Origin of the sequence: Metabacillus indicus LMG 22858, from assembly GCF_000708755.2 — a bacterium.
GTDB lineage: Bacteria > Bacillota > Bacilli > Bacillales > Bacillaceae > Bacillus_P > Bacillus_P indicus.
In genome coordinates, this window is record NZ_JGVU02000006.1 from 548,568 (window position 1) to 575,023 (window position 26,456).

A 26,456-nucleotide genomic window follows, 5' to 3' on the forward strand; every position below is an offset into this window, starting at 1 on the left:
TTTACTGCTCCATTTCATAAACAAAAAAATCACTGCCAAAGAGACAGTGATTTTTTGTTGTTTCATTTAAACTGCTCAGCAACCATCCCTGCCCCAACAACTCCAGCCTTCTGATCAAGCACAGCCAGCTTTATGTTTAAATGCGGTCTCAAACTCGGATAAAGCAGAGGCAGAACTTTTTCTTTTAACGGCTCCAACATCAGATCCTTTGATTTCATAACCCCTCCACCGAGGACGATTACTTCCGGATTAAGAGTATGGACAATATTGGCTATCCCCATTGCCAAATAGGTCAGAACCTCATCAATAATTGCTCCCGCTTCAGGATTGCCTTCTTTTGCGAGCCGGAAGACTTCTTTCGCTCCATGTCCCGGTCCAAAGACGGCTTCTGCTTTCTTTCCAATGGCTGTTCCACTTGCCAGAGCTTCCAATGCTCCCTTGTTTAGACCGGGTGCGCCGGCTGCTTGAGGGTCAATGATCATGTTGCCAATTTCCCCGCAGTTTCCCTGGGCACCGGAGATGACGCGACCGCCATACACGTACCCGCCGCCAACCCCTGTTGAAACGGTGATATAAAACACACTTTCTGCGTCTTTCCCCGCTCCAATCCGGGCTTCAGCAAGCGCTGCTGCATTGGCATCATTTTCAAGATAGACGGGCAGCTGCACTTCTGATTGGATCATATTTGTCAGCTCAATATTCTGCCAGCCTGGGAGATTGGGAGGTTCAATGATAACTCCCCTTTTTGCATCAAGCGGTCCGGGGGCACCGATTCCGACTGCTTTTACCGTATGCTTATCCTTTAACTCTTTTATCATACTGATCATATTTTCAATCGCATGCTGAGGTCCTTTTTCTGCCTTAGTGGGACAGCCTAGCTCTTCTAAAATAGCTCCCGCATCATTTACGACAGCTGCCCGTATATTTGTACCGCCTAAATCAACGCCAATATTCAATTCTCCCACCATCCCATCGTGTTTCTAATTTCATAATAGATGCTGAAATTTACTTTCTCAAGGTATTTTCAGCAAGACGAATTGAGAAAACGCACCTGCCAAGCAGCTGCGTTTTCTCAATTATTATCAACACTTTAACATGGCGCGGGACTGACCCCACTTCCATTAAAGCATCACCGTACAGCGGGACTGACCCCTCACACATGCGAAACAATCAAACTACATTCCCCTTCAATCACAAATTCCTTCACCCCCGCTGGAAGAATAAAATGATACCCCTTACGCAAAGGAGAGGAATCTTCTCCGTGGTGCAGTGTTCCTTCTCCATCAATCACACTGCACATCTGAAACGGGTGCTTTTGTGTGAAACTTGCTTTCCCTTGAATATCCCACTTATACACCGTGAAATACTTTTCTTTTACAAACGTAGTAATGGTCACGCCATCACGCTCTTCTACTTTCTGTTCGGCGAGTCCGTCCACGTGCGGGACCGTGCTCACCTCAATCGCCTTCTCCAAGTGCAGCTCCCGCTTCTCACCCTTGTCATCTGTCCGGTCATAGTCATAGACACGATATGTTGTATCAGAACTTTGCTGCGTTTCAAGCACAAGAGTACCTTCACAAAGCGCGTGAATGGTTCCACTTGGCACGTAGAAGAAGTCGCCAGGTTTTATCTTCACTCGGCGCAGCAGGGAATCCCACTCTCCGTTTTCCGCCATCTTTACAAGCTCTTCCTTTGAAGAAGCCGTGTGGCCATAAATCATGTCGGCTCCGTCTTTGCAGTCGATAATGTACCAGCATTCCGTTTTGCCGAGCTCACCGTTTTCGTTAGCGTGAGCATATTCGTCGTCGGGGTGAACCTGAACGGAGAGGTCGCTTTTGGCGTCGAGGATTTTAGTCAGCAAAGGAAACTTGCTTCCTTTTGCTCCCCCGAATAAGTCCCGGTGACCGTCCCACAGGTCGCCGAGTGTTTTTCCGGCATGTTCGCCGCCGGCAACGGTGCTTTGTCCGTTTGGATGGCCTGAGATTGCCCAGCATTCGCCGACGGTTTCTGATGCGATTTCGTAGTTAAATTGATCCCGTAAAGCCGTTCCGCCCCAGATGCGATCCTGGAAGTGCGGCTTTAAAAAAAGCGGTGAGTGACTCATTGACAGTACATCCCCTTATGAAGTCTGTGAATCTATGAGATTCGTTTTTTACCTGTTACGGATTCAAGCACCTCATCCAACTGCAATTCTGCGCATGCCATGGAAGTGTCCGCTACTCCGTAGTACATTTTGATTGTGTTTCCTTCTACAATTGCGCCGCAGGAAAATACCACATTCCCGAAAAAGCCTTCGACTTCATAGTCTGCTTCCGGTTCGAGAATCGGAAGCTCAGACCGGCCAATCACTTTAGACGGATCTTCCAAATCCAGCAAGGCCGCCCCCATGCAGTACCGGTCTTCTTTTGAAGCGCCATGATAAAGGATGAGCCAGCCCTCATCCGTCTTGATTGGAACCGCGCCGCCCCCAATCCGTCCGTTGTCCCACTTGCCTTCCCGCAGCCCGAACAGGTGCTGATGGTTTCCCCAGTAAAGCAGGTTATCCGACTCAGCCAGCCAGATTTCAGGTGATCCTGTCGCTTTTGGAACCGGCCGGTGTAGCGCATAATACTTCCCTCCGATTTTCTCTGGGAAGATGGCGACATCCTTGTTTTCCGGCGCAAAAATCATTCCATGCCTTGTAATAGATACAAAGTCTTCCGTTGATACCATGGATTCGCCTGCCCCAAGCGGAGAAACAGCTGTGAAATAAATATAGTATCTGCCGTCTAAATAAGTAATGCGCGCGTCCTCAAGTCCGAACGCTTCCAGCTTATCGCCAGGATACACAAACGCTCCTTCATCAACCGTAAAATGGCGGCCGTCTTTGCTGCGGGCAATCCTCAAATAAGACAAGGAGGTTAAGTAAACCCACTGGGCATCCCCTTTTAAGCGAATCACTCTTGAGTCTGAAAAATCATACGCAGGGTCACTCAAGGAAAACTCAAGAATATCAAGACTCCCGGTTTCATGATTATAAACAGGCGCTTTTACGCAATCGGCATCAGCGCTGATTGGCCGTTCCGCCACACGCAGAAGCATAATCGTTTCACCACGGTACGTCGTGACCCCTGCATTAAATGCGCCAATTACTTCAAACCCCTCGTGATACGGTTTCACATCTTCGGGCGCAATAAGGGGGTTTTGTTCATAGCGGTATACATTCATTTCTTTCTCTCCTGTCTGAATTCGTTATGCTTCATATGGTAAGAATGGATCGTCGATCGTAATTTTCTGCGCTTCAGCGTCACTGATTCCTGCATAAAGCTCCGCCGTGCCGTCTTCATTCCTGACAAGCCCTCCGCTGAATACTACATCTGCGAGGTCTGGCCGTTTTGCTTCGCCTGGGAGGAAATTATCTCTTACTGCAATCAGCTGAATGTCTGTGAACTCTTCTGTTTCAGGATCCAGCACAAACGTCATCGGATAATAATGACGATTCCCTTCTTCATCAAAGCTTGCAATATGGCCTAGCACCCCTAGCAACCCGTTGGATAGGAGGTGAACTTCGTTCGCGCCTCCCCATTCGTCATCTATGAATTGCCCGGAGAGAAGCGGCACATCATCAATCAGCCCCACTGTCAATTCTTCTAATCTATCAATCTTCGCAAAGCCGATCTTTCCGCGTCCTCCCTTCTCTCCCTGAGGACGGGTAAAGACTCCGATTCTATGATCTTTCAGTTCCACAAGGCGCAAGTCCTTCATGCCGTCGGGACCAACCGCAAATTTTTCAAGAGAGGAAATCGTTCTCCCTTTATAAAACACCGTTCTCCATCCCAGTGCATCTTTAATCTCAGGATGCGGAAAGATTTCTACTCCTCCAAGAACCAGGTTCCCTCCTATTCTTGTAAAAAAAGGAGCCTGAAGCTCATACACAGGCGAACCAGGACGCATCACCCATTCACCGCCTCGATTAACAAAAAAGTACACGTGCGAATGCTCGCTGTCCCTGCTTTCTACTCTGCCGGCAATTACAAGTTCTCCGTCATCTTCAAAAGGAGCGGTAATATTGTAAACGTCCTTGCTGCCTGTTCCAGCAAAATGAAGCTTTTCAGCGTGATATGCCTGTTTCCCCACTTGATAGTCCGAAAGAAGATCCCTGCATCTTTTCACTTGCCCTGTTTCTAAATGGTCACTCATTTTCAAAACCTCCACTTCCTGTAACGTTACAAAAACACCCTGTAACATTTCGTTAAGTTATTCCAAATATACAAGACACACAGCATTTTTACAAGCGCTTTCAATTCAGAAAATTCTAATTGACACAACTAAATAAACATGAAATAATCATGACAAATATAATTTGTAACGTTATATTTTATTTTTGTCACTTCAAATGACAGCGCTATCAATAAAAGGGGGATGAGGAAAAATGAAAAAGGGGTTATTTAAGAAGCTTACAGCCGTATCAGCTGCCGCTGCTCTATCAATCGGCTTGATCGGGTGCTCAAGTGAAGCAGGAACAGAAAAAACAGAAGACGGTAAAGTAGAGCTTAAGGTGGGGACCTGGGCAGGAGCTGCTGAGCTTCAGGAGTTTCAGGAGGTCGTTGACAAGGTCAACAAAGAATCTGACAGCTATAAACTGTCTATCCAGAGCATTCCCGCAGATTACTATAAAAAGATTCAAACGATGGCTTCGGCCAAACAGGCACCAGACTTGTTCTGGCTCTCTCAGGAATACATTCCGATGTACGCTGATTTAGGGGTCATCGCACCAATCGACGAAGCAGCAAAAGACGTAGATTTCGATGATTATTATGAAGGAGCCTTAAACATCGGAAAGTTTGATGACAAACTGTTCGGACTTCCTTGGATCAACCAGCCGGTTATGCTCTACTACAACAAAAAGATGTTTGAGGAAAACGGCGTCGCTCTTCCTGATGGAAGCTGGACGTGGGAAGACTTCGACAAAGCCGCTTCTGCCCTCACAAAGGATACAAACGGTGACGGCAAAGCTGATCAGTTTGGAACGGTCATCGACGGCTGGCCGAATGTGGCAAACTGGATCTGGTCATACGGCGGAGAAATCATCACAGCCGATGGAGAAGTGAAGATTGATTCTCCTGAATCCATCGAGGGCATCAAGATGATGGATCAGTTGATCAATGAAAGCAAGGTTACACCGAACAAAACACAGGCACAGAATACCGGCGGCCCTGAAATGTTCAAAACAGGAAAAGTCGCAATGTTCTTCGGCGGAGCTGGAGATGACCTTGAAAAGCAGGTTGGCGACCAGTTTGAAATCGGCATGACGCAAATGCCGGTCGGAACAGAAGAAGTTACGTCAAGCTGGATTGCACACACGGTGATGTCCAGTGCAACAAAGGACAAGGAGGCAGCGGCAGACGCACTCATTGACTTGACAAACGCTGTTCACGATTGGAAGATCCTCCCTCCAGTTAAATCAAAAATTGACAAGGTCGCGGAAATACGTCCTGAAAAAGAATATGCCCTGGAAGAAATGAAAAAGGGCTCTGAAATCTCAAGAGGCTTCAACAACCAGCCAAAGCAGAACGAAATCGACAATGCCATCTGGCTGCAGCTTTACGAACCGATTCTATTAAACAAAAAAGACCCTGAACAGGCAGCGAAGGATGCTGCTGAAGAAATCAGAAAGATCGTCGGACAATAAATTGGAAAGCCCTCAGGCGAACGTCCTGAGGGCTGACTTCTAAAGAGGTTGATACGATGAAACAACGACTTGGCAAATACGAAGGCTACCTGTTTATCTCCCCGTGGATACTGGGATTTTTCATCTTTACCGTTTTCCCGATCGGATTCGCTTTTTATATTGGCTTTACAGACTGGAATTCATTCACAGCGCCGACCTTCATCGGCTTTGACAACTATATTGCATTATTCAACGATCCAAGCTTCCTTAACTCATTGAAAGTAACGGCCGTTTTCGCTGCATTTGCCATCCCGCTTGGGATTATTTCTTCCCTTACGATTGCAGCTGTCGTCAATATAAAAGTAAAGGGCATCTACATTTTCAGAACCGCTCTGTACATGCCGGCCATCGTCTCTGGTGTTTCCATCGCCCTCCTTTGGCGCTGGATTCTTGATCCCGAGTACGGCTTAATTAATTTATTGTTATCTTATATCGGCATTTCCGGCCCGAACTGGCTCGGAGATCCAAGCTGGGTGCTTCCTTCCTACATTATGATGGCCATCTGGGGCGCAGGCGGCGGCATGCTGACGTATCTGGCCGGACTTCAGGACATCCCTGCAAGTCTCTATGAATCTGCCGACATCGACGGGGCCAACTGGATGCATAAATTCAGGCATATCACAATCCCGATGCTGAGCCCTGTCATCTTCTACAACCTGGTCATGGGCATCATCGGTTCCTTTAAAAAATTCAATGACGCCTACATTATCGGTGGCGCAGGCAACCAGGGTCAATTTTTCATGGTGTACCTGTACGAAAATGCGTTCAGCTACTACAAAATGGGCTATGCAACCGCTATGGCCTGGATGCTGTTCCTTATTATCCTGGTCCTGACGCTGCTCGTGTTCAGATCCTCATCTGTATGGGTGTTCTATCAGGGAGAAGGCCAGGACGCAGCAAAAAAGAAAAAGCGCAAACTCTTCAAAACGAAGCCAAAGCAATTGGACGCTTAAAAGCGCGGGCATTCCGCTGCCTGTCAGCCGGATTGGCTCCAGCCAGAACGCTTGCGCCTGTATAAGCCGCAACGATAAAGAAAGATGCAGGTGAAACAGATGAGCTTAACGATTCCTCAACGAAAACGAATACAGAATACCTTTGTTTATACCTTTTTAATCCTGACTTCCATCGCTACGATCCTCCCGCTGTTCTGGATGATTTCGACCTCGCTGAAATCAGGGGACGTTGTCTTCCAGATTCCGCCGCAGTGGTTTCCGGAAACGCTGCAGTGGGAGAATTACAAACGCGCGGTCACGGATATTCCGTTCTTCCTCTACTTGAAAAATACGGTTGTCATTACAGGCTTCCGAATGTTTGCCGAGGTCTTTGTCTCTGCCTTTGTGGCCTACGGCTTTGCCAGATTCAACTTTCCGGGCAAAAACATCTGGTTTTTCATCCTGCTGTCAACGATTATGCTGCCGGGTGAAATCACGATGATTCCGGTCTTTATCATGTTCAGCAAAATCGGCTGGATTGACACCTTCTATCCATTGATTGTTCCCGCGTTCTTTGGAGGCCAGGCAGTATTCATCTTCCTGCTGAGGCAGTTCTTCGCCTCGATCCCGAAAGAGCTGGAAGAATCAGCGTTAATTGACGGTGCGAGCCGCTTCCAGATTTTCTACCGGATTTTCCTGCCGCTTTCTAAGCCGGCGCTGATTACGATTGCCCTATTCTCTTTCCAGGGTTCGTGGAACGACCTGCTAGGGCCGCTTATGTATTTGAACAGCTCAGACAAATTCACCCTTCAGCTCGGACTTGCGATGTTTAACGGCATGACCAAAGTCGAATGGGGACCGCTGATGGCCGCATCTCTACTTGTCTTGATTCCGACCATCGCCATCTTTTTCTCCCTGCAGAAATACTTTGTTGAAGGCATTACCGTTACAGGTATAAAAGGATAAGGAGTTTTGCCATATGATTAAGCAGCTGAACCAACAGACACTCTCAGTGAAAATCCTCCAGTACGGCTACTGGTTTCTCGTCAGCAACCTCTTTTTTTCAATCGGTTTGCTACCGGCATCTGCCGTGATGATGATAGAATGGAACGAGAAAAACCTTCTCTTATGGGTCATGCTCTATGTCAGTCTTCTCCCTGCCGGACCGGCGGCCGCTGCCCTCTTCGGCACAATGGGGAAGCTCATGCGCGAAGGAAGCATCTCTGTCGGACCGGATTACATGAGAGCTTTAAAAGAAAACGGAAAGCACGCTATGATTCTATGGGGCGTTCAGCTGCTGATCAGCCTGATTTTGCTTGCAGATATCACATTAGTAGAAGGAATGAATGAAATCTTTCGTTCGGCCCTATATGTTCTATTGATCTTAAATGTGATCATTACCTTTTATCTTTATCCACTGCTGTCACGCTTCGACATCAGCAAGATGGAAGCTGTGCGGATTGCTGTCGGCCTTACTTTTCTAAGAATAAAAAACACTCTCTTAATTATGAGTGCCCTTGCAGCTTGGGGCATCTGTGTCTACTTTTTTCAGCTTTACGCAATCACCCTGCTGCTCAGCCCGCTCTTTTACGCCATCATGACTATTCATAAAGGACTATTTGCAAAAATCGAAGAAAATACAGAAACTCAACAAAAAATACAGGTGGTCAAATGAAGAAAATTACCATGCAGGACATTGCAGATAAACTGAACATATCCAAAAATACCGTGTCCCAGGCGCTCACCGGAAAACCCGGAGTGAGCGAAGAGACAAGGATGCTTGTCCAAAAAACAGCAGACGCACTCGGCTACTCGTATCCAAGCACCAGAAAGAACAACAGCAACGGACAAACAGGAACCATCGCTCTCATTGCCTCAATCAGAGCATTCTCCTTTAAAAGCTTCTTCGGAGAAATTTACCTGAGCATCGAAAAAGAGCTCAAATCGAGAGGCATGAACCTGCTCATTCACTCGATCGACGAAGAAGCCGCAGAAACCCTCAGGCTTCCGTCCATCATCGAAGAAAAATCCGTCGACGGCGTCCTGATCCTGTCCCATCTCACAACCGACTATATCAACAAGGTGCTGGAAACCGGCTTGCCAACTGTCATGATTGACCATCACGACCCGCTCAACCAAGCAGACGCCATCCTCACCAATAACCGCTTCGGCGGCTACGAAATGGTCCGGCACCTCATTGAACAGGGCCACAAGAGAATTGGCTTCATGGGAAACATCGATTACTCCCCGAGCTACCAGGAACGCTGGGAAGGCTACCAGCTCGCCCTAAGACGCCACGGACTCGAACAAAACAAACACTGGATGAACCTGCAGGCAGAAGAAAGCGAAGAAGACATCACCACCTTCCTCTCAAACCTGGAGGACGGGCACAAACCAACCGCCTGGTTCTGCGTCAACGATGGACTGGGCTTCCTGACCATAACAACCCTGCAGCGGCTTGGATACTCAGTACCTCTTGACGCAGCCGTAGCAAGCTTTGACAACGGTCAGCTATCACAGATTGCAAACCCAAAAATCTCAACAATGGATATCGATTTAAATCTATTCGGAAGAAAAGCTGTCGAACAGCTGTTTTGGAGAATGGAGAATAAAGAGGAACCGTTTCAGGAGACATTGCTGCCAGCTAGACTGATTGTACGAGGGTCAAGTGAACCCAATATATAGAGAAATTACAATTCAGATTCACTGAATTATATCTAATTATAGATAAGCAAGCAGGAAAAGTTTGTTTTTCCTGCTTGCTTCTTCTTTACATATTTATGTCGACTTAGAGTCCAAGAAAGAAAATATCAGAACTCTATTTATTACTCAATGATTTCAGCTTCTATATAAGGCAAGGTAATTTGGTGACCTGCTTGAGATTCATATGTATGTGATCCTAAAATCGTCCCATACACCGTAATAACATCTTCTTCTACAAATTCAGTTGTACCTTCATAGGTGATGTAAATAACATCATTAATATCATAACCATAAGAATCTTTTGTTACAGCTAGTCTAATGATTGAAGACGTTTCATCCTCCATTATTTGCACTATCTCACCCTGATATTTTATAAATTCCCCGCTTAGTTTCTCAGGATTTTTTTCCAACTCTGCAAAACGAATTTCTTTGGCATTTTCTTTTTTTGCTAATAATTCTTGTTTCTCCCTTTCTTCTTCTTTAGCATAATATTCTTCTAAGTATTTGTCAGACTCTTCAATAGTATAAGCATCTACTATTTCAAGACTGTCTAATACTCCAAAATGTATAACATAATGTTCATCGTAGTCCGTCACTTCACCATCGACAAGTGTACTAACATCAGAATATTCACCGTATTCTTGATAAAAATGAGTGTTATATTCATCTTCATTTACATACATCATCGCGTCGATTTGATAATCGCTATTTGCTACTAGCTCACCTTCATCGTCTCCAAAAACAGCAGTGAATTTACCATCTTGAATAATTGGATTATCTACATAATCTTTTGTTTCATCTGTGTTCATAATCGCAAACCTAACCTTAGTATCGTCAGGCAGATTTGTCTCACCACTAACGGTAAGTGTGTCAGATTCCTTATCATATGTATAATTATCCATTTTGATAATTAATTTATCTCTCTCATCTTGCACTTCAGAGCTTTCAGAAGCATCTCCTGTTGGCATTTCTAAGCAAATAACTAACACTATAATTGGTAAAATTGAAAATAATAGAAACTTTTTTCCTTTTCCGTTTCTCATTATAAAGCTAATAATTGAAACAACTACTAAAATAATAAATGCAAGTATACTGCCAAGGCCAATATACATAATTAAATCTTCCACGATGCTATCTCCTCATAATGTATCTTGATGATTAGGTCAAATCAATAAATAGAATCAAATAACTACTTTTTCAGTCTATTTTCCCCAACATAATGTCCACAATGTACAAGGGTAATAGTAAATAATGTAACAGTCTCTCACACGTGAGAAACAATCAAACTGCAATTTCCATCAATCTCAAACTCATCCACCCCTGCAGGAAGAATAAAATGAGCGCCTTTTGAAAGAGTGTGTGTTTCGCCCTGATGAACAAGTTTACCCTCTCCATCAATAACACTGCAGATCAGGAAAGGCTGTTCCTTCGAAAAAGATGCCTGTCCGTTCACTTCCCATTTGTAGACGGTAAAGTACTCTTCTTCTACAAAGGTCGTAATCGTCACATTATTCAATTGAGCAACCGCCGGCAGTGCTTCACGGTCCACATGGGGAACCGTACTTACCTCAATCGCCTTCTCCAAATGCAGCTCCCGCTTTTCGCCCTTGTCGTCTGTCCGGTCATAATCATAGACACGGTATGTGGTATCTGAGCTTTGCTGCGTTTCAAGCACAAGTGTGCCTTCACACAGCGCGTGGATCGTTCCGCTCGGCACATAGAAGAAGTCGCCAGGCTTAATCTTTACACGGCGGAGCAGAGAGTTCCACTCACCATTTTCCACCATCTTTACAAGCTCTTCCTTAGAAGTAGCCGTGTGACCGTAGATCATGTCGGCTCCCTCTTTGCAGTCGATGATGTACCAGCATTCGGTTTTGCCGAGCTCGCCGTTTTCGTTCGCGTGAGCATATTCATCGTCAGGGTGAACCTGAACGGAGAGGTCGTTATTAGCGTCTAGAATTTTAGTCAGCAAAGGAAATTTGCTTCCCTCTACGCCCCCAAAAATCTCACGGTTCTCGTCCCACAGCTGACCAAGCGTTTTGCCTGCATGCTCGCCAGATGCGATTATGCTCTGTCCGTTCGGATGAGCCGAGATTGCCCAGCATTCACCTGTCAAATCAGACGAAATTTCATAGTTGAATTGATCTCGCAAGGAGGTCCCGCCCCAGATGCGCTCCTGGAAGACGGGGGTTAAAAACAGGGGTGACTTTGTCACATTCGTTCCTTCTTTCTTTCCTTCTTTTTTAAAGTATTCTATACGGAAGCAGCAACGATGCTGTGCACTCTTTCCATAAGAGCATCCTGGATTGCTTTTAGTGACTCTTGGCTCTTCTCAAGTGAATCGCCCTTTACTCCAAAGTAGAATTTAGCCTTAGGCTCTGTACCGGAAGGACGCAGAGTAAACCAAGATTCATCCTCAAGGTAATACTTCAATACATCGGATTTCGGAAGATTGATTGTTTCCTTGATTCCGCTGACAGTATTAAGCTTTTCACTAGATTCATAATCCTCTATAACCGTCACCTGTAATCCCGCCAGTTGCACAGGAGCATTCTCCCGGAAGGAAGTCATAATGGATTGGATTTGCTCAGCGCCATCTTTCCCTTTCAAAGTCAGTGACTGAAGAGATTCCTGATAGAAGCCGTACTCTGCAAAAATCTCAAGCAAGCCTTCGTACATGGACATGCCCTTCGCTTTATAGTAGGCAGCAACTTCTGCTGCGAACAAAGCTGATTGAACGGCATCTTTATCACGGACAAAATCGCCAATTAAATAGCCGTAGCTTTCTTCATAGCCAAACTGATACACATACTCTCCAGACTTTTCGAATTCATTAATCTTCTCACCAATGAACTTAAAGCCTGTCAATGTATCAATCGTTGGAATGCCAAAGCTTTCAGCAATGGCCCGCCCGATTTCAGACGTAACAATTGTCTTCACAACGACACCGTTAGCAGGAAGCAAGCCCTTCGCTTTTTTCTGTGAAAGAAGATAATGGAGCATCAGCGCACCCATCTGGTTTCCTGTAAGAACGACATACTCTCCATCACTGTTTTTGACGGCAACACCAAGACGGTCGGCATCCGGATCTGTTCCCATAAGAATATCAGCATCCAGTTCTTTTCCGTACTGAATTGCCAGTTCAAACGCTTCATGCTCTTCCGGATTAGGTGACGTGACCGTTGAAAAGTCCGGATCAGGAAGCTCCTGCTCCTTCACAACAGTCACATGCTCAAAACCGAATGACTCCAGCCCTCTTCTCACAAGCTTGTTCGCTGTTCCGTGCAAAGGAGTAAATACAATCTTCAAGTCGCTTCCGGCCGTTTCGTTCAGCTGAATCGTTTTCAGCTGCTGAAGGTAGGCAGCATCTACCTTATCTCCGATGTAAACCAGCAATCCCTTATCAAGGAGCGTTTGCTCATCTGAAACAGGAATCAGAAGCTCATTTTCTATCGCATCTATGTACGCGCTAATCTGATCAACCGCTACTGGAGGAAGCTGCCCTCCATCCTCGCCGTAAACCTTGAATCCATTGTATTCAGGAGGATTGTGGCTTGCTGTAATGACAATTCCTGCAAAAGCATTCAGATAGCGAACAGCAAATGACAGTTCCGGAGTAGGACGCAGCTCATCAAAAACATACGTCGTGATACCGTGATGGCCGAGCGTTTTAGCAACTTCCAGCGCAAACTCTGGAGACTTGTGACGAGAGTCATATGCAACGACAACGCCTCTTGTTTTTGCAAGCTCACCTTGATCCTCAATGTACTTTGCGAGACCTTCGGTTGCTTTGCGAATGGTAAACGTGTTTAACCGATTCGTACCCGGTCCAAGCTCTCCGCGGATGCCGCCAGTTCCGAATTCTGCATTTTTATAAAAGGAATCTTCTGCTCGTTTAGGATCATGCTGGATTTGAAGGAGCGACGTTTTCAAGTCTTCCTCCAATTCATCAAAAGCCAGCCATTTTTCTAGTTGTTCGTTCCAGTTCATTGGTTTTTTGCCTCACATTTATCAATTTTGGACACAAGTAAATAAGGCTGCATCTTAAGGATGCAGCCTCTTCGAATTAACCAAAAGGAATATTTTTAATAGTAAATAAATTATTCTATTCCAAGAATGTCCACTACCGCTTCACTCAAAAGGTGAACTTCATTTTGCTTATTCTTATTCCGTTTATCAATGTAATCTTCTATCCTTAAATCAGCTAAATCTTCCCAAGTAATCAATGAGCACAAACGGTGATCCTGTAAATACGTAATCGTATTTTGATCTTCATCCATGCCCGGACGGTTAATGATAGCCAGGGAAGTACCATTCCCCACAACCTCACTGATTGTTCCCCAGCCCGCTTTTGAAATCACTAAGTCAGCCGCTGCCACATAGTTTTGAACCTCTGTATAGGATGAAGGGATTTTATGTACATTCGGATGGTCAATCTTCATATTGCTCGATACAACAAATATACAATTCTTTCGATTCCAAAAGGGCAGTTTCGTGATATCACCCAAATCAATCTTCATGCCAATCGGCAGAAAAACAAGGTGCTTGTCCCCTTGGGGATCTAGAGATTCACGTATCTTTCTTACTTCTGCCTTATTTACTCTCCTGCTAAAAAAGCCAAATGACTGATTGTCTATAGTGCCCCACTGAGGCTCCACACTTCCTGCCAATGAGAAAAAATAATCCATCTTATCATAACTGCCAGCAAAAGCCGCCAACAGTTCCTGATTGATGACATTCTTATAAGCCGTATGCCAGGTGAAATTGGATATCCCCAGTGACGGTACCTGCAAGCTTTCAGCCACTTCAAAAGCAAGCGGTGAAATATCAGAAATAATTAGGTCAACGTCATAGTCTTGTAAAAACGCGTCTTCTGCAGATACGACGTCCGGAAGAGTTTTTAAATAATGTCTACATGCTTCATTAAGAGCAGTTGCATCAATATCTAGTGACTGTTCCTTCAGGACATAGCCGACATCCGTCGAAACACGGTGATAAACAATCTTTTCTCCGTGCTCTTGCAGAGAATCCATTATAAATTCCATGGCAAAGGAGTTACAGATCACAACTCTTACATCACTATGATTCATCATCTCCCGAATCAAAGCTATGGAACGGGTGGCATGTCCATAGCCATATTCAGAGATATAGTAAGCAATGGTCTTCATGGTTTAGACAATAACCTGAGCCTGTGAGCTGTAGTAATGAAGAAGAATTTCTTCCCAATCTGCGTACAACCGGATAAAGTCTGTATCGACCACTTCTTTTCCTGTCTGCACTTCAATGAACTCAAGCTCTTTAATGGCACGAATCGCATGCTTTTTCCCAACAGGAATATGAATGATGTCACCTGCTTTAACACGGCGGATGCTGTCGTTTAGGACAAGTTCACCCTCACCGCGAACAATCGTCCAAACTTCGTTTCTAAGGTTGTGATAATGATAAGTAGAATTCTTGCCGGCATTGATGCAAATGCGTTTCGTCACCATTTCTTCGTTTTCATATTTTGCATAATCCAGAACCTTCGACCAGCCCCAAATTCGTTCTTCGTACATAGGAGGGTTGTTAAAACCGCCAATCAGATCTTTGATTTTCGGACTTGATGCCTTATCTGCAACCAGAATTCCGTCCGGACTGGCAGCCACCACAATATCAGATAATCCAACCACCGTAACTGGAATTTCCAGTTCATTAACTAGATGCGTGTTCTCTGAATCAGTTGAAATAATCCCTTTTCCAATTTGAGCAGTAGCCATTTCCTCCGTGAGGGTATTCCAGGTACCAAGATCCTTCCAGTACCCTTCATATGGAACAGCAACAATGTGCTTGGCCTTCTCTACAACCTCATAATCGAAGCTGATCTTCGGAAGATCGCTGTAGTGCGCAGAAAGAACATCATAAGTAATCGGCAGCTGTTTCGCCTCAAGAATATCAATCAGATAGCGCAGTTTAAATGCGAATACTCCACAGTTCCAGAGAGCCTGTTGCTCAATCAACGTAACAGCCTTTTCCTCACTCGGCTTTTCCGTAAAACGCTCAACATGATAGAAACCGTCCTCTTCTCTTTCAGGCACAATGTAACCATATTTAGAAGAAGGGTACGTAGGTTTTACTCCCATTAAAGCTATATCAGCATTAGAGCTTTGCAATACGCTATCCAGTACCTTCACTCGTTCAAAGAAGTTGTCATGCACATACGGATCGACTGGCAGCACAATCACCGTTTCATCCAAATTCGTATGCTTTTCAGAAAATAAAAAAGAACCGGCAAGAGCAATCGCAGGGAAAGTGTCTCTTCGTTCCGGTTCAATAATTAACGGTACATCCGTACCTAATTGAGTATAAATCATTTCAGTCTGTGTTTTTGACGTTGCGATCACAGCAGAATCAGACAACCCAACGGTCTCCAACTGATTCCATACACGCTGCACCATGGACTGGCGCGTGCCTTCCTGGTCCTCCAACACTTTTAAAAACTGTTTGGAGCGTGTGTCATTTGACAGGGGCCAGAGGCGTTTGCCTGAGCCGCCTGAGAGTAGTACTAGTTTCATCTACTTCACTCCCTCTATAAGTATTGATATATCAACGGTTTGAGCCGTAGGTGGGGTCTCTAAAAAAATTTTCGACATCTTTACTAATATAATTTTTAGTATATGTGATTCAATAACAGGTAGTGGGTACACTTGGCGGTCACTCCTGGATACTTATGATCGTAGTGATCATGAGATATGTGATGCACATTGGATCTCTGAGTAGCTTATGATGACATACCCTCCCATGTCTTTGTGAATCTAAGTGCCTACATTTCATCGACAGTCTAGTCATAAGCAGAGGCTGGCTAAGCTCCCAAAGGGACTCGTAGTCGAATGGTAAGGATAGTCCGGCTTCTCCGTGTCTTCCTGCTTCCCGCAAAACGGGTAATTATTCTGTGTTCTTACCCGTGAAGTACGGAAGCTGTGTAACGTTGAATATCGGGATTTAATTTCAGTCTATTTAAAGTTGCATATCTCATTTGAAGTATCTGTTTTGGGGCTTAAAAGCATTTCACTTATATAAAAGGAGAATTAATACACTCTTATGAATAGATAGGCTTTCCCAAATACAATATTAACAATTACAAAGTTTTGGTTTCGACTCTTTTTTTCGAACCTTTTCCTTCAAATTTATTTAAGACCCACTCTTTAGAGATAATAAATTGTTTGTTCTTCCTATACATGATGTAAAATATAATGTTTGGCAATATACAACATAATAATACTTTAACTAATAGAGTACCGACTAATAGACTTTTTACTTCACTATCTGGCAAAAAGCTAGATACTATATAAGTTAATAAACCGGCTATAATAACAACAACTGTATAATATAAGTCATCTAATATTATATCTTTCACATTTTCATTTACAAAATACTTCTTATAGAGTATATACGTATTAGATACATAGTTAACAAACACAACAGAGATAATGGTAGCAATGATGACTCCAAATACTCCCCAAAGATAGCCTAATGCTATATTAAGGATCAGATTTACCAATGCTTCTATTAAATAAGTATATCTACAATTCCACCAAATCCCTGTGCCCGCGATATATGCACCAGTAGTATCCGTCATTTTCATAGTCAAAAAATAGAATGCAAACAAAAACACAATATATGTAGGGAGCATTAAGTTTGATCCAACCCATATTTTCATAAATGTTTGCATCAAAACTAATAAACTGATTGAACACCAGCCTGCAATCCACATATACATAAAATTAATCATCCTGAAGTTAGAATAGTTTTTCTTTACAGATTCCTTCACGATTGAGTTGCCGATACCACCTTGCATAGAAGAAAAAATTAAAGATAGAATCGCCGTTAAAGCGTTAAGAATGTAGAAATAATTATTATATATGCCGACTATGGTTAATCCTAAAAAAGAGGAGATAATTATACTATCAAATGCATTTCTGGACGAAAAAGCCAATCTTTGTGAAAGAAGACCTACTACTTGTTTTTTAATTGCAGCTACTTCCGAGTTATCTATTTTCCCTTTACACTGATATTCAGGGAATAATTTACTAACAAATATTGAAGTAACTATATTATTTATTGCGCTGAATAATGGAATACATGCGACAAACAAATAGAAATTTTTAAATGAGCACAAGAATATTATTTGCAAACCATACATTGCAAGATTCGTCACAATTGATACTTTATGTAAAATATCATTTCTCTGATAAGCGGCCAGTAGACAGATCTTATATGAAAACAGCCAATATGTCAGCACAGAATTAAATAAATATAGCCCATATATAATGTAAACATTGATATCTGATGGGACAGTACCCTTAATAAAAACAGGAATAAATGGAATTAATATTATTCCAATAGCTAAAACTATCAATCCTATTACACGGTAGATTTTTCGATAAAAATTCATCAAGGCACATATTTTTTTATTATCGCCATTAGCAATAGGTCCATACATACTATAAACAATTGCTGTTCCGAACCCCAATTCAGCCAAACTTAGGACACTAAGAATTGATGTGAATAAACTGTTTAAGCCAACGTACTCAGTACCTAGTAAATAAATAATAAAGGTTCTAGTTATAAATGGGAAAATAAGTCCAACTACCCGATTTATCAATCCCCAAATACTGCTTCTTATCGTATTTTTTGTTTTATCTAGGATCATTTTCCCTTTACGCTTCCTTTTGCTCATTATCAATTTCTGTGTGTATTTTTTTCCATTCAGGAAGGTAAAAAGTCTCTTTCCACATATCTACAACAGGACAAATCACCTTTCCTCCTTGCTGGTTGGATAAAAAAGCCGCCCACCAGGAGAAAGAACTATTGGCAATAATAAAATATTTGCAGCAACTCATCAAAAACAATTCTTCCTCGTCTGTCAAATTTCCTGTTGTTCCATATTCTACGTTCCTCAAATATGCAAACTTTGATTTGCAGTAGTCTATATCATCAGAAAAAATTATGAAATGCATGTCTGGATTAATTTTTAACATTTCATCAATTCCAGCCTTATAGTAAGAAAACGGCAAACATTTTCCACCTTTAAAGAATGCATAATCTCCATGTCTTACATGAATTGCGCAACATTGATTTTCAATTATTTGATTTGCCTTGGCTTCAACTTCCTTTCTTACTTTTTTTAATGAAAATTCCGATATTAATTCATTTCGGAATTCATCGAAGTAATTATGTGCCTGCCAATATCCTCTTAAATAATAATTCTTATCCCTATTAATGATAATATCCTGGCAACAAAATTCTTGTTTTTCGTCTAGATTTACTGTATGATACTTTAGCTTTCTCAAAAGTCTATTTTTAATCTTATATATGACTTGTGAAATACTATTCGTCTTTGGTGCCTGGCGGATAAACAGTTCTGGATATGTTGTGTTATATTTTATAAGCTTGTACTCTCTTAATGTATACGTCGTAACATACCTATAATCGTCCAGCAACAGGTCGACATTATTCTTTTTTGCTAAAGCATATGCAAAAGCATAAGTAAAAAACTGATTCCCTAAACCACCTCTAATTTGCGCAATCAGCATATTTCATTCCTCCAATATAAGTCACTTTTTCAAAAATAACATCAAAAGACGAACACTGCATTTAAAATCCATCATATAGGCATGTTTTAAAAAATATACTAACATTTGTTTTCTGTATTTCTTCCTATACTTACTATCTTCTACTGCGGAAACTGCCAAAGTCGAACATAGATAGTTCCATCGCTTCAGAACGGATTTAATATGTTTGTCATATGAATTGTTATAAAGTTCTTCAGCATCCGTCATAACCTTAATTGCACAATCAATTCGCCACTCCGATATTTCCTTATGCATTATTGATCCTATGGCTATACGCCGTTCATGTAGCACTTCATCCAAATAGTATACATTATTTGCATTTAATAAAGAATGTATCGTATATATACAATCTTCATGAACAATAGGTAAAAATAAGACTCCAGAATTTTTCAGAAAATCATGTCTGTAGAAATATAACCAAACTGGAGTATAAAGTGACTGGTTTCTCAAAGAAGTATCCAAAAAGGTTAATGCATCATAAATTCCCCTATTAACCTTACTTTTCTTATATGGACTTTTTTGTTCTTCTATAAAATCATAGTCGTAATTAATGGAATTAAATGTTACAATGTCAGCATTACAACTTTCCGCAATTGAAATCATTTTCCCCAAAGCATCCGGCTTAATTCTGTCATCAACGTCTAGATAATATAAATATTTTCCTTTCGCATGCCTGAATCCTTCATTCCTTGCTTCTCCCTGACCTTTATTGCTTTGTGAAATGTATTTGATATTATCGAATCTTTTCAAATATCTATCAACAATTTCTCCACCATGGTCTGTGCTGCCATCATTCACTAAAATTAATTCAAATTCCTGATAGCTTTGTTCCTCAATATGCTCAATGAATTCTCCAATAAAATCTTCAGCGTTATAAAAGCAAGTGATAACTGAAATATTTGTCTCGTTCATATTCTCTTCCGACTTTCCATATTGTTTTTAAAGCCGCCCTTACAATTAATTACTACTAATATAATAAAGCTGAGCATCATACAAAAATCATATTTCTGTGCCAATATATTGGAAGAGTTTAAGTGTAGGAACAGCACAATATACCCAAGTAAAGCAAAATATGCCCGATTTTTAATCATTTTAACGCATGGGTATACTCCAAATATTAAATAAAAAATAAGTGTTGCAGAAAGCCCATAATCATACAAAAACATTAATAAAGGTAATTCAAAATTCTGCATTGCTGAACCAGTGGATGTTAATGCCCTTGAATAATTGTAGCCACCACCAGATAAAACGTGAATTTTCCCATATGATCCTTCAATAACATTCTGTAAAAGATAAAACCTACCATCTGAAAGCATATCATTGGAAAAACGAACTCCAATAGTCTTTTGAAAAAAAACAGAATTTACAGAAAGTACAAACACAGTTAACGCTGCTGCTATGATTAATATTTTTTTTATATTTCTTACGCTATTAAACATGCTAACAAATACAAAAATTGCTCCCAATAATAGTGCCGTTCTGCTGCCTGTTAAAATAATAGCTACCAACCCAAATATATTAAAAAATAATGTCAACCATTTTCTCTCTGAAATATAAACATTATATATATTATTCAATACGATTAACGTAAGCGCAAAAAAAGCGTTCATAAGAGGTGAGCCAATTATTGTAACCATCCGAAAACCGAACGTCAAATTTTCTGTTGTAATCATCTTCGCCCATTCTGGATTTGAAAAGCGAAGAGCTAACATAGTATTAATGACTCCACCAAGGAAATAATCTAGTATCCCCAGCGCCAAAATTAATGTTATAAATACGTTAAACACTTTGAGAAATCTAGTTAATACTAATTTACAATCTACGGATTCATTGAAATAAAAGGCAATAATTAGAATGCCCGGAAGTAACGTAAATAAAAGTACAGAATGACCTATAGTACTATTCCCGAATATATTACTAATCTCTACCAAGATTGAAAATACGACAGCTCCCGCAAATATAAAAAATGAGCTTTTCTTTATTTTGTTAATCCAAAATACTCTTAGCATTTCGTAAAAAATAACTAGTAAACAAATATAATTCACATCAGGAAAAGAGTGCCCACTATAAACCATTAGAGAGTTTCTTAATACTGAATTTAGTAAAAAAGCTGAGATTCCGTATAATACTAATAGATTTACCCTTATTGATACTCTATTATCCGTCATTGGTATTACCCTTACTCTTCAACAATCTGATTACTTTATTGTTTGCCAGTTTGGGCGATGATAAAAGTCTTAATTTGTAACGGTTAATTAATTTACTGATATATGGTTTATTGTAATAGAAAGAAATCATCGCTGTTTTTGCGCCGCCCAAAAAGTGTAGCGTGTTTGCTCTCACCTTTCCACCGTTTTTTAACACAAAAAATGGAATATCATCTTTGTAAATCACCTTTTTCATTCTTAATAAGTTGTCATATTGGAATTCGTTTTTGATAAATCCACTAGCGGTTTGAATATTATGATCAAAAGCAATCCCATTTTCTATGATGGCATTATTATGTATACGGTATTTCTTTTTTTCTTCACAATCTTTAATCCAAAGAAATAGAAGCGTCATGTCACATATTCCGCCCGGAATATTATTCTTTTTATGATATTCCTCTTTCTCCCTAAGTAGTGAAAGTCGTTCAGCCTGAGAGTATGTATCAATCATAAAGACTAAATAGTCTCTTAATGTATCAATAGTTGCCATAAACATACATGGGCATACTGACCATTTGTAATTGTTTTGATTTTCAAACCAACTTGCTGCAATAGCATATTCAGAAACAAATGGTAAATTTTTGTAATTAGTATAGGTTAATATGTCACTATCAAGCATTACAAATTTTTCCGCCCCAATTTGCTTTAAATATTCATATGCTAAAAAATAGCGTTTAAAACACATCAATTCGAACTCATAAGAATTAGTCGACATATGAACATAATTTTTTTTGAAATCCTCATATAATTCACTACTTAACGAATTGATATGACACCACTTCTTACTAAAGCCCCTATTGGCATCATCTCCTATGAGGTGAACATCATTTCCAAATTTGATTGCTGACTCAATAGCAACCTTTAAATAGTTTTGATTTCCAGTATGAATAAATATTATTGGTAAGTTCGTCAAGACCCCAAAACCCTCTCTTTTACAAGATTGGCCATATTACTCCAAATAAAATGCTTAATAACTCTATTATGTGCACTTTTCAGATTAATGCTTCCTTGCTGTAAAACTCGTTTGCAAAATTCTTCATTTGTTTTCACTAAAAATCCAGAAACACCATTCTCAATAATTGTATCTGGTCCCGGTGCTTGCCATGCAACCACTTTACATTCGTAATACATGGCCTCCAAAATTGACATGCCAAATATTTCCTTTTGATTTAAATTTGCAAAAGTGTCTGACAGGCTATATAACTCCCATATCTTCTGATTGGGTATCTGGTCAACTAAATTTACACTCTTCTCTAACTTTAATTCTTGTATTTTTTTCTCAACCGCTTCTTTTAGTTCACCTGATCCAATCATTAAAAGCTTATATCTACTGTCAGACGTACAAATACTCGCATACAGCTCCACCATTCGAATTGGCTGTTTTTCCTCAATTAGCCTTCCAACAAAAAGGATTATTTTGTCATTTTTATTGAATCCATATTTTTCTTTCAATTTATCAGTTGAACACTTTTTATATTGATGATGCAATAAATCAATATCCAATCCCACAGGAGCTACCTTAACTTCATCGATGTGCAGCTCTAATAATCTTCTCTTTACCTCCGGGGTTTTTGCAAAACAGATACACCTTTTGTATACTTTTACATTTCTCGAAAACATAAAATTTGTTATTATTTGTTTCAGTTTACTTATGCTATGGCTTTCAACTACTCCTATATATGGAATATAAATAATATGATTTTTTTCACACCATCTGTACACCTTCGGAACAGAAAACTGAGTATCCGAAAAATGAATAAGTGCTCCGAGATCGGAAGCGACATTATTCTTATCAAAAAAACCATTAATACCAATTTGTTTTGAAGGAATGTAATGAATATAAGCATTATCACAATTCACAATTTTTTCTGTTTTTCCTTCTTGATCTGCAGGAATCAATTTATATACATCTACTCCTTCAAATTGAGTTGATAACGCTTTTGCAAGTCCAATTTCTTGTGAATTATAAAACCCTTTTTTCCCAAAATTGCTGATGCTTGTAATTAATATGCCTATTTTCATATTAACTCCTTATTTATGGATATAACATTTTTTCATGTACTTTTATCTGATCCTCTGTAAATCTTTTTCCTATTACTTGTGCCGGATTACCTGCAACAATGGAATATGCCGGAACATCATGTGTTACAATACTTCCCGCTGCAATAATTGCTCCCTTATGAATGTGTATTCCAGTAAAAACCACAGCTCCATAACCAATCCATACATCGCTTTCAACTATAATCTTCTGATTTTTTCCTTTAAATTCGTAATTTGGATCTCCAATCCAGGGTGCATTCTTTATGCTAACACCTACTTCGCTAAAATCGTGATCATATTTTCCGATTAACCCCACATTATTTGCTATTTCAATATCATTTCCCATAATAATATCAGCCTGTAGAGTACAGTATTTGCCAATATAAACATTATCTCCTATCTTCATCTCATTTGGAGCCCATAAAACCGTCCCACGTCCAAAGGTTGAATTCTCGCCTATTCGTATGTTTTTTTTAGGAAATAACAACAATTTGCACCTTAATAGTTTCATTTTTTTTATAATACCCATACTCTATCGCCTCTTGTCCCATTCATCTTCTTTTAACAACCGCATTCCAGATAAACTTAGTATTTGTATGAAAGTACCTGCTAAACAATCTCTTAGGGTCCTGCATCAACCGATACACCCACTCCAAATTGTGCTTCTGCATCCACTGTGGAGCCCGCTTAATGTTGCCAGCGAAATAGTCAAAGCCAGCTCCTACGCCAAGCATCAAGCCAGCAATCTTCCCCTGATGGTCTGCCATCCACTTTTCCTGCTTCGGTGCGCCCAAACCGATCCACACAAAGTCCGGCTTAGTCTCATTGATTTGCTTAATAATTGCCGTATCTTCTTCTTCCGTCATTTGACGGAACGGAGGGCTATATTTGCCAGTAATCTGAATACCTGGATAACTTTCATTTAATTTTTCATATAGCAATTCAAGGGTCTCTTCTGTACTACCGTAGAAGTAGTGACGATACCCTTTTTCAACTGAGATTTTGAAAATCTCTTCCATAAGACTTGGTCCTGTGGTTCTATGCATGTCTTTATATCCGCGTCTATTTCCCACAGAGGAGAGAGGTCCGCCATCCGGAATAGCCATTAGACCACCATTTTGTATAGCACAATAAGAGCTATCTTCGTAGCTCATCACAGTGGTATGTACGTTCGACACACAAAGATAGTCTCCCTTTATATCGGAGAGATTCTTGTCCAAATAATCCAACAACCAGCCCATATTGATGGCAGCAATATTGACCCTCAGAATATTGCAGGTAGGTATGAGGGACTTATCTACTTTTCTCTGATATATTATTTTTTCTGAATCTGCCTTCATATCACCGTGTCCCCCAAAATCTTTTTCTACCATACCGAGATCCTTAATGTAACTTGTTTCTAATAATCAGTCACGCTGGATAATGTCGCGTGTATATACCTTTTTGTTATGTGAATAAAATTTTTCTAGCTGTCATAGTTCCTAGAGGCAGCAATGACAACCAGCAGTCAAATCCAGTTTCTTTTCTGCGAGATGTTTTTCGATAAAATCATCCTGAATAGGAAGGAACAACACAAATCACGGTAAAATCGAATGCATGAAGCCAGTTCTTTTAAGATTTGACCTGTGGAAGCCACATCTGGAGTATATTAATGAGTATAATTTAGAATTATTGCCTTATTATTATTCAACTTATCTACCACGTAATATCTCTTCCCTATTCGCTGGGTCTACATAAAATTGCATTGGTGCAAATTCAGACAGCAACCACCTCTATATAATTATCTTTGAGGTAACCCCCTCAAACGTTGATCTAATTCAAAAAAATTTAACAGAATGCAGTATATAACTATCATCAAAAAAGTATGCTCTGATGATAAAAATCATCTCAGAGCAATTATCTCTCATCGTAATAAATAAAAGACCGAATAATATTCATAAGAAAAGAAAAAGAGTAATGTTGAAGGTTACCTTCATAATCACTCTTTAATACAGTGTAATATATTTAATAACATTAAAAATTTAATAACATTAAAAATTTAATAACCAATGTTTACAATCAGGAATTTCTGTACCCTTTAACTAATTGAAACGATTGATATATTATAAAGTTATTAATGTTTTAAGGAAAATCTTGTGTTTACTATAATTTTTTTCAGTAAATATTAATCGAACATTTTCTTAATTTTATCTTCATTTTCAACCTTCTTCATATCTGCCTCAACCATAATACGTACTAGCTCTTCAAAAGAAGTTTTAGTAGGATTCCATTCTAATAAAGTCTTAGCTTTAGTTGGGTCTCCCAATAATTGCTCTACCTCAGCTGGACGGAAAAATTTAGGATCAACTTCCACTATGACTTCACCAGTTGCTTTGTTCATTCCCTTTTCATTAACACCCTCGCCTGTCCATTCAATCTCAATACCAGTATGTTTAAATGCTAATTGAACAAATTCACGTACAGAATGCATTGCACCTGTAGCTATAACGAAATCTTCTGGTTTATTATGTTGAAGAATTAACCACATACATTCAACATAATCTTTAGCATAACCCCAGTCACGTAGAGAATCTAAGTTTCCAAGCATCAATTTATCTTGTTTTCCTTGGGCAATACGTGAAGCTGCCAAAGTGATTTTTCTTGTTACAAACGTTTCTCCGCGGCGCTCTGACTCATGGTTAAACAGAATGCCGTTTACTGCGAACATATTGTAAGATTCACGGTAGTTCTTTGTGATCCAGAAGCCGTAGATTTTTGCTACCCCATATGGAGAACGCGGATAGAAAGGTGTTGTTTCTTTTTGCGGTACTTCCTGTACTTTACCGTATAGTTCAGATGTAGACGCTTGATAGACACGTGTTTTATCCGTTAATCCTAAAATACGAACGGCTTCAAGGATGTTAAGTGTACCTTTCGCATCAACATCTAGTGTGTATCCTGGCATGTCAAAGGAAACGCGTACGTGCGATTGTGCTGCAAGGTTGTAAATTTCGTCTGGTTTGATTTCACCGATGACACGGGTTACGTTTAATGCATCCGTAACATCACCGTAATGAAGGTGGAAATTTGAATGGTTTAAAAACGCGTTTGCTCCTTCTTCTGTTAAGAGATCTTCTAATCGCTCTTGGTTATATGAAGAGCTGCGGCGGATTAATCCGTGTACTTCGTAGCCTTTTTCAAGCAGAAATTCTGCCAAGTATGATCCGTCTTGTCCTGTTACGCCTGTGATTAGTGCCTTTTTCATGATTGCCTC

23 protein-coding genes are annotated in these 26,456 nt (G+C 40.5%); 5 read left to right on the forward strand and 18 right to left on the reverse strand.

Annotated elements, in window-relative coordinates:
• Positions 1-62 precede the first annotated feature (62 nt).
• The 4 genes from AZ46_RS17140 to AZ46_RS17155 all read right to left on the reverse strand — a co-directional run bounded on the left by AZ46_RS17140 (position 63) and on the right by AZ46_RS17155 (position 4,179).
• Positions 63-956: an ROK family protein gene (locus AZ46_RS17140; protein WP_412768603.1), complete on the reverse strand. Its 894-nt coding sequence runs from the start codon at positions 954-956 to the stop codon at positions 63-65.
• A gap of 197 nt (positions 957-1,153) precedes the next feature.
• A complete protein-coding gene (manA, locus tag AZ46_RS17145; RefSeq protein ID WP_029284873.1) occupies positions 1,154-2,104 on the reverse strand; it encodes a mannose-6-phosphate isomerase, class I in 951 nt (316 codons plus the stop codon).
• Between the two features lie 32 nt (positions 2,105-2,136).
• Positions 2,137-3,207: a BtaManbiosPhlase gene (locus tag AZ46_RS17150; protein ID WP_029284875.1), complete on the reverse strand. Its 1,071-nt coding sequence runs from the start codon at positions 3,205-3,207 to the stop codon at positions 2,137-2,139.
• A gap of 24 nt (positions 3,208-3,231) precedes the next feature.
• On the reverse strand, positions 3,232-4,179 hold the full coding sequence (locus AZ46_RS17155) for an MTP-1 family protein (protein WP_029284877.1): 948 nt from the start codon (positions 4,177-4,179) through the stop codon (positions 3,232-3,234).
• 232 nt (positions 4,180-4,411) lie between these two features.
• Between AZ46_RS17155 and AZ46_RS17160 the strand changes: the two genes are divergently transcribed.
• The 5 genes from AZ46_RS17160 to AZ46_RS17180 all read left to right on the forward strand — a co-directional run bounded on the left by AZ46_RS17160 (position 4,412) and on the right by AZ46_RS17180 (position 9,327).
• On the forward strand, positions 4,412-5,671 hold the full coding sequence (locus tag AZ46_RS17160; RefSeq protein ID WP_051865669.1) for an ABC transporter substrate-binding protein: 1,260 nt from the start codon (positions 4,412-4,414) through the stop codon (positions 5,669-5,671).
• A 56-nt stretch (positions 5,672-5,727) separates the two neighbouring features.
• A complete protein-coding gene (locus AZ46_RS17165) occupies positions 5,728-6,663 on the forward strand; it encodes a carbohydrate ABC transporter permease (protein WP_051865672.1) in 936 nt (311 codons plus the stop codon).
• A 99-nt stretch (positions 6,664-6,762) separates the two neighbouring features.
• Positions 6,763-7,608: a carbohydrate ABC transporter permease gene (locus tag AZ46_RS17170; protein WP_029284882.1), complete on the forward strand. Its 846-nt coding sequence runs from the start codon at positions 6,763-6,765 to the stop codon at positions 7,606-7,608.
• A 13-nt stretch (positions 7,609-7,621) separates the two neighbouring features.
• The gene (locus AZ46_RS17175) at positions 7,622-8,317 is read left to right on the forward strand and encodes a DUF624 domain-containing protein (RefSeq protein WP_029284884.1); all 696 of its coding nucleotides are present in this window, start codon (positions 7,622-7,624) and stop codon (positions 8,315-8,317) included.
• Positions 8,314-9,327 carry a LacI family DNA-binding transcriptional regulator gene (locus AZ46_RS17180; RefSeq protein WP_029284886.1) on the forward strand — a complete coding sequence of 338 codons (1,014 nt, stop codon included), beginning with the start codon at positions 8,314-8,316 and terminating at the stop codon, positions 9,325-9,327. Before AZ46_RS17175 ends, AZ46_RS17180 begins: the two co-directional genes overlap by 4 nt.
• Before the next feature lie 140 nt (positions 9,328-9,467).
• Here AZ46_RS17180 and AZ46_RS17185 read toward each other — a convergent pair whose 3' ends face one another.
• The 14 genes from AZ46_RS17185 to gmd form a co-directional block, all read right to left on the reverse strand.
• Entirely contained in the window at positions 9,468-10,472 is a 1,005-nt protein-coding gene (locus AZ46_RS17185; RefSeq protein WP_029284887.1) for a hypothetical protein, read from the reverse strand.
• A 137-nt stretch (positions 10,473-10,609) separates the two neighbouring features.
• Positions 10,610-11,560, reverse strand: a complete 951-nt coding sequence (gene manA, locus AZ46_RS17190) for a mannose-6-phosphate isomerase, class I (RefSeq protein ID WP_029284889.1) — start codon at positions 11,558-11,560, stop codon at positions 10,610-10,612.
• Between the two features lie 38 nt (positions 11,561-11,598).
• Positions 11,599-13,335: a phospho-sugar mutase gene (locus tag AZ46_RS17195; protein ID WP_029284892.1), complete on the reverse strand. Its 1,737-nt coding sequence runs from the start codon at positions 13,333-13,335 to the stop codon at positions 11,599-11,601.
• A 110-nt stretch (positions 13,336-13,445) separates the two neighbouring features.
• Positions 13,446-14,513 carry a glycosyltransferase gene (locus AZ46_RS17200; protein WP_029284894.1) on the reverse strand — a complete coding sequence of 356 codons (1,068 nt, stop codon included), beginning with the start codon at positions 14,511-14,513 and terminating at the stop codon, positions 13,446-13,448.
• 3 nt (positions 14,514-14,516) lie between these two features.
• Positions 14,517-15,896 (reverse strand): sugar phosphate nucleotidyltransferase, encoded by a 1,380-nt coding sequence (locus AZ46_RS17205; protein WP_029284896.1) that lies wholly within the window; start codon positions 15,894-15,896, stop codon positions 14,517-14,519.
• A gap of 563 nt (positions 15,897-16,459) precedes the next feature.
• Positions 16,460-18,034 (reverse strand): lipopolysaccharide biosynthesis protein, encoded by a 1,575-nt coding sequence (locus AZ46_RS17210; protein ID WP_051865675.1) that lies wholly within the window; start codon positions 18,032-18,034, stop codon positions 16,460-16,462.
• A 7-nt stretch (positions 18,035-18,041) separates the two neighbouring features.
• Positions 18,042-18,917, reverse strand: coding sequence for an alpha-1,2-fucosyltransferase (locus AZ46_RS17215; RefSeq protein WP_029284900.1), 876 nt, complete (start codon positions 18,915-18,917; stop codon positions 18,042-18,044).
• Between the two features lie 21 nt (positions 18,918-18,938).
• On the reverse strand, positions 18,939-19,868 hold the full coding sequence (locus AZ46_RS17220) for a glycosyltransferase (RefSeq protein WP_029284902.1): 930 nt from the start codon (positions 19,866-19,868) through the stop codon (positions 18,939-18,941).
• Positions 19,865-21,124 (reverse strand): hypothetical protein, encoded by a 1,260-nt coding sequence (locus AZ46_RS17225; protein ID WP_029284904.1) that lies wholly within the window; start codon positions 21,122-21,124, stop codon positions 19,865-19,867. Before AZ46_RS17225 ends, AZ46_RS17220 begins: the two co-directional genes overlap by 4 nt.
• On the reverse strand, positions 21,114-22,076 hold the full coding sequence (locus tag AZ46_RS17230; protein ID WP_029284905.1) for a hypothetical protein: 963 nt from the start codon (positions 22,074-22,076) through the stop codon (positions 21,114-21,116). Before AZ46_RS17230 ends, AZ46_RS17225 begins: the two co-directional genes overlap by 11 nt.
• A complete protein-coding gene (locus AZ46_RS17235) occupies positions 22,073-23,185 on the reverse strand; it encodes a glycosyltransferase (protein ID WP_051865677.1) in 1,113 nt (370 codons plus the stop codon). Before AZ46_RS17235 ends, AZ46_RS17230 begins: the two co-directional genes overlap by 4 nt.
• A gap of 13 nt (positions 23,186-23,198) precedes the next feature.
• The gene (locus tag AZ46_RS17240) at positions 23,199-23,732 is read right to left on the reverse strand and encodes an acyltransferase (RefSeq protein ID WP_051865680.1); all 534 of its coding nucleotides are present in this window, start codon (positions 23,730-23,732) and stop codon (positions 23,199-23,201) included.
• Positions 23,733-23,754: 22 nt separating this feature from the next.
• Positions 23,755-24,576: a WecB/TagA/CpsF family glycosyltransferase gene (locus tag AZ46_RS17245; RefSeq protein WP_206539103.1), complete on the reverse strand. Its 822-nt coding sequence runs from the start codon at positions 24,574-24,576 to the stop codon at positions 23,755-23,757.
• A 791-nt stretch (positions 24,577-25,367) separates the two neighbouring features.
• Entirely contained in the window at positions 25,368-26,447 is a 1,080-nt protein-coding gene (gmd, locus tag AZ46_RS17250; protein WP_029284913.1) for a GDP-mannose 4,6-dehydratase, read from the reverse strand.
• Positions 26,448-26,456: the final 9 nt, after the last annotated feature.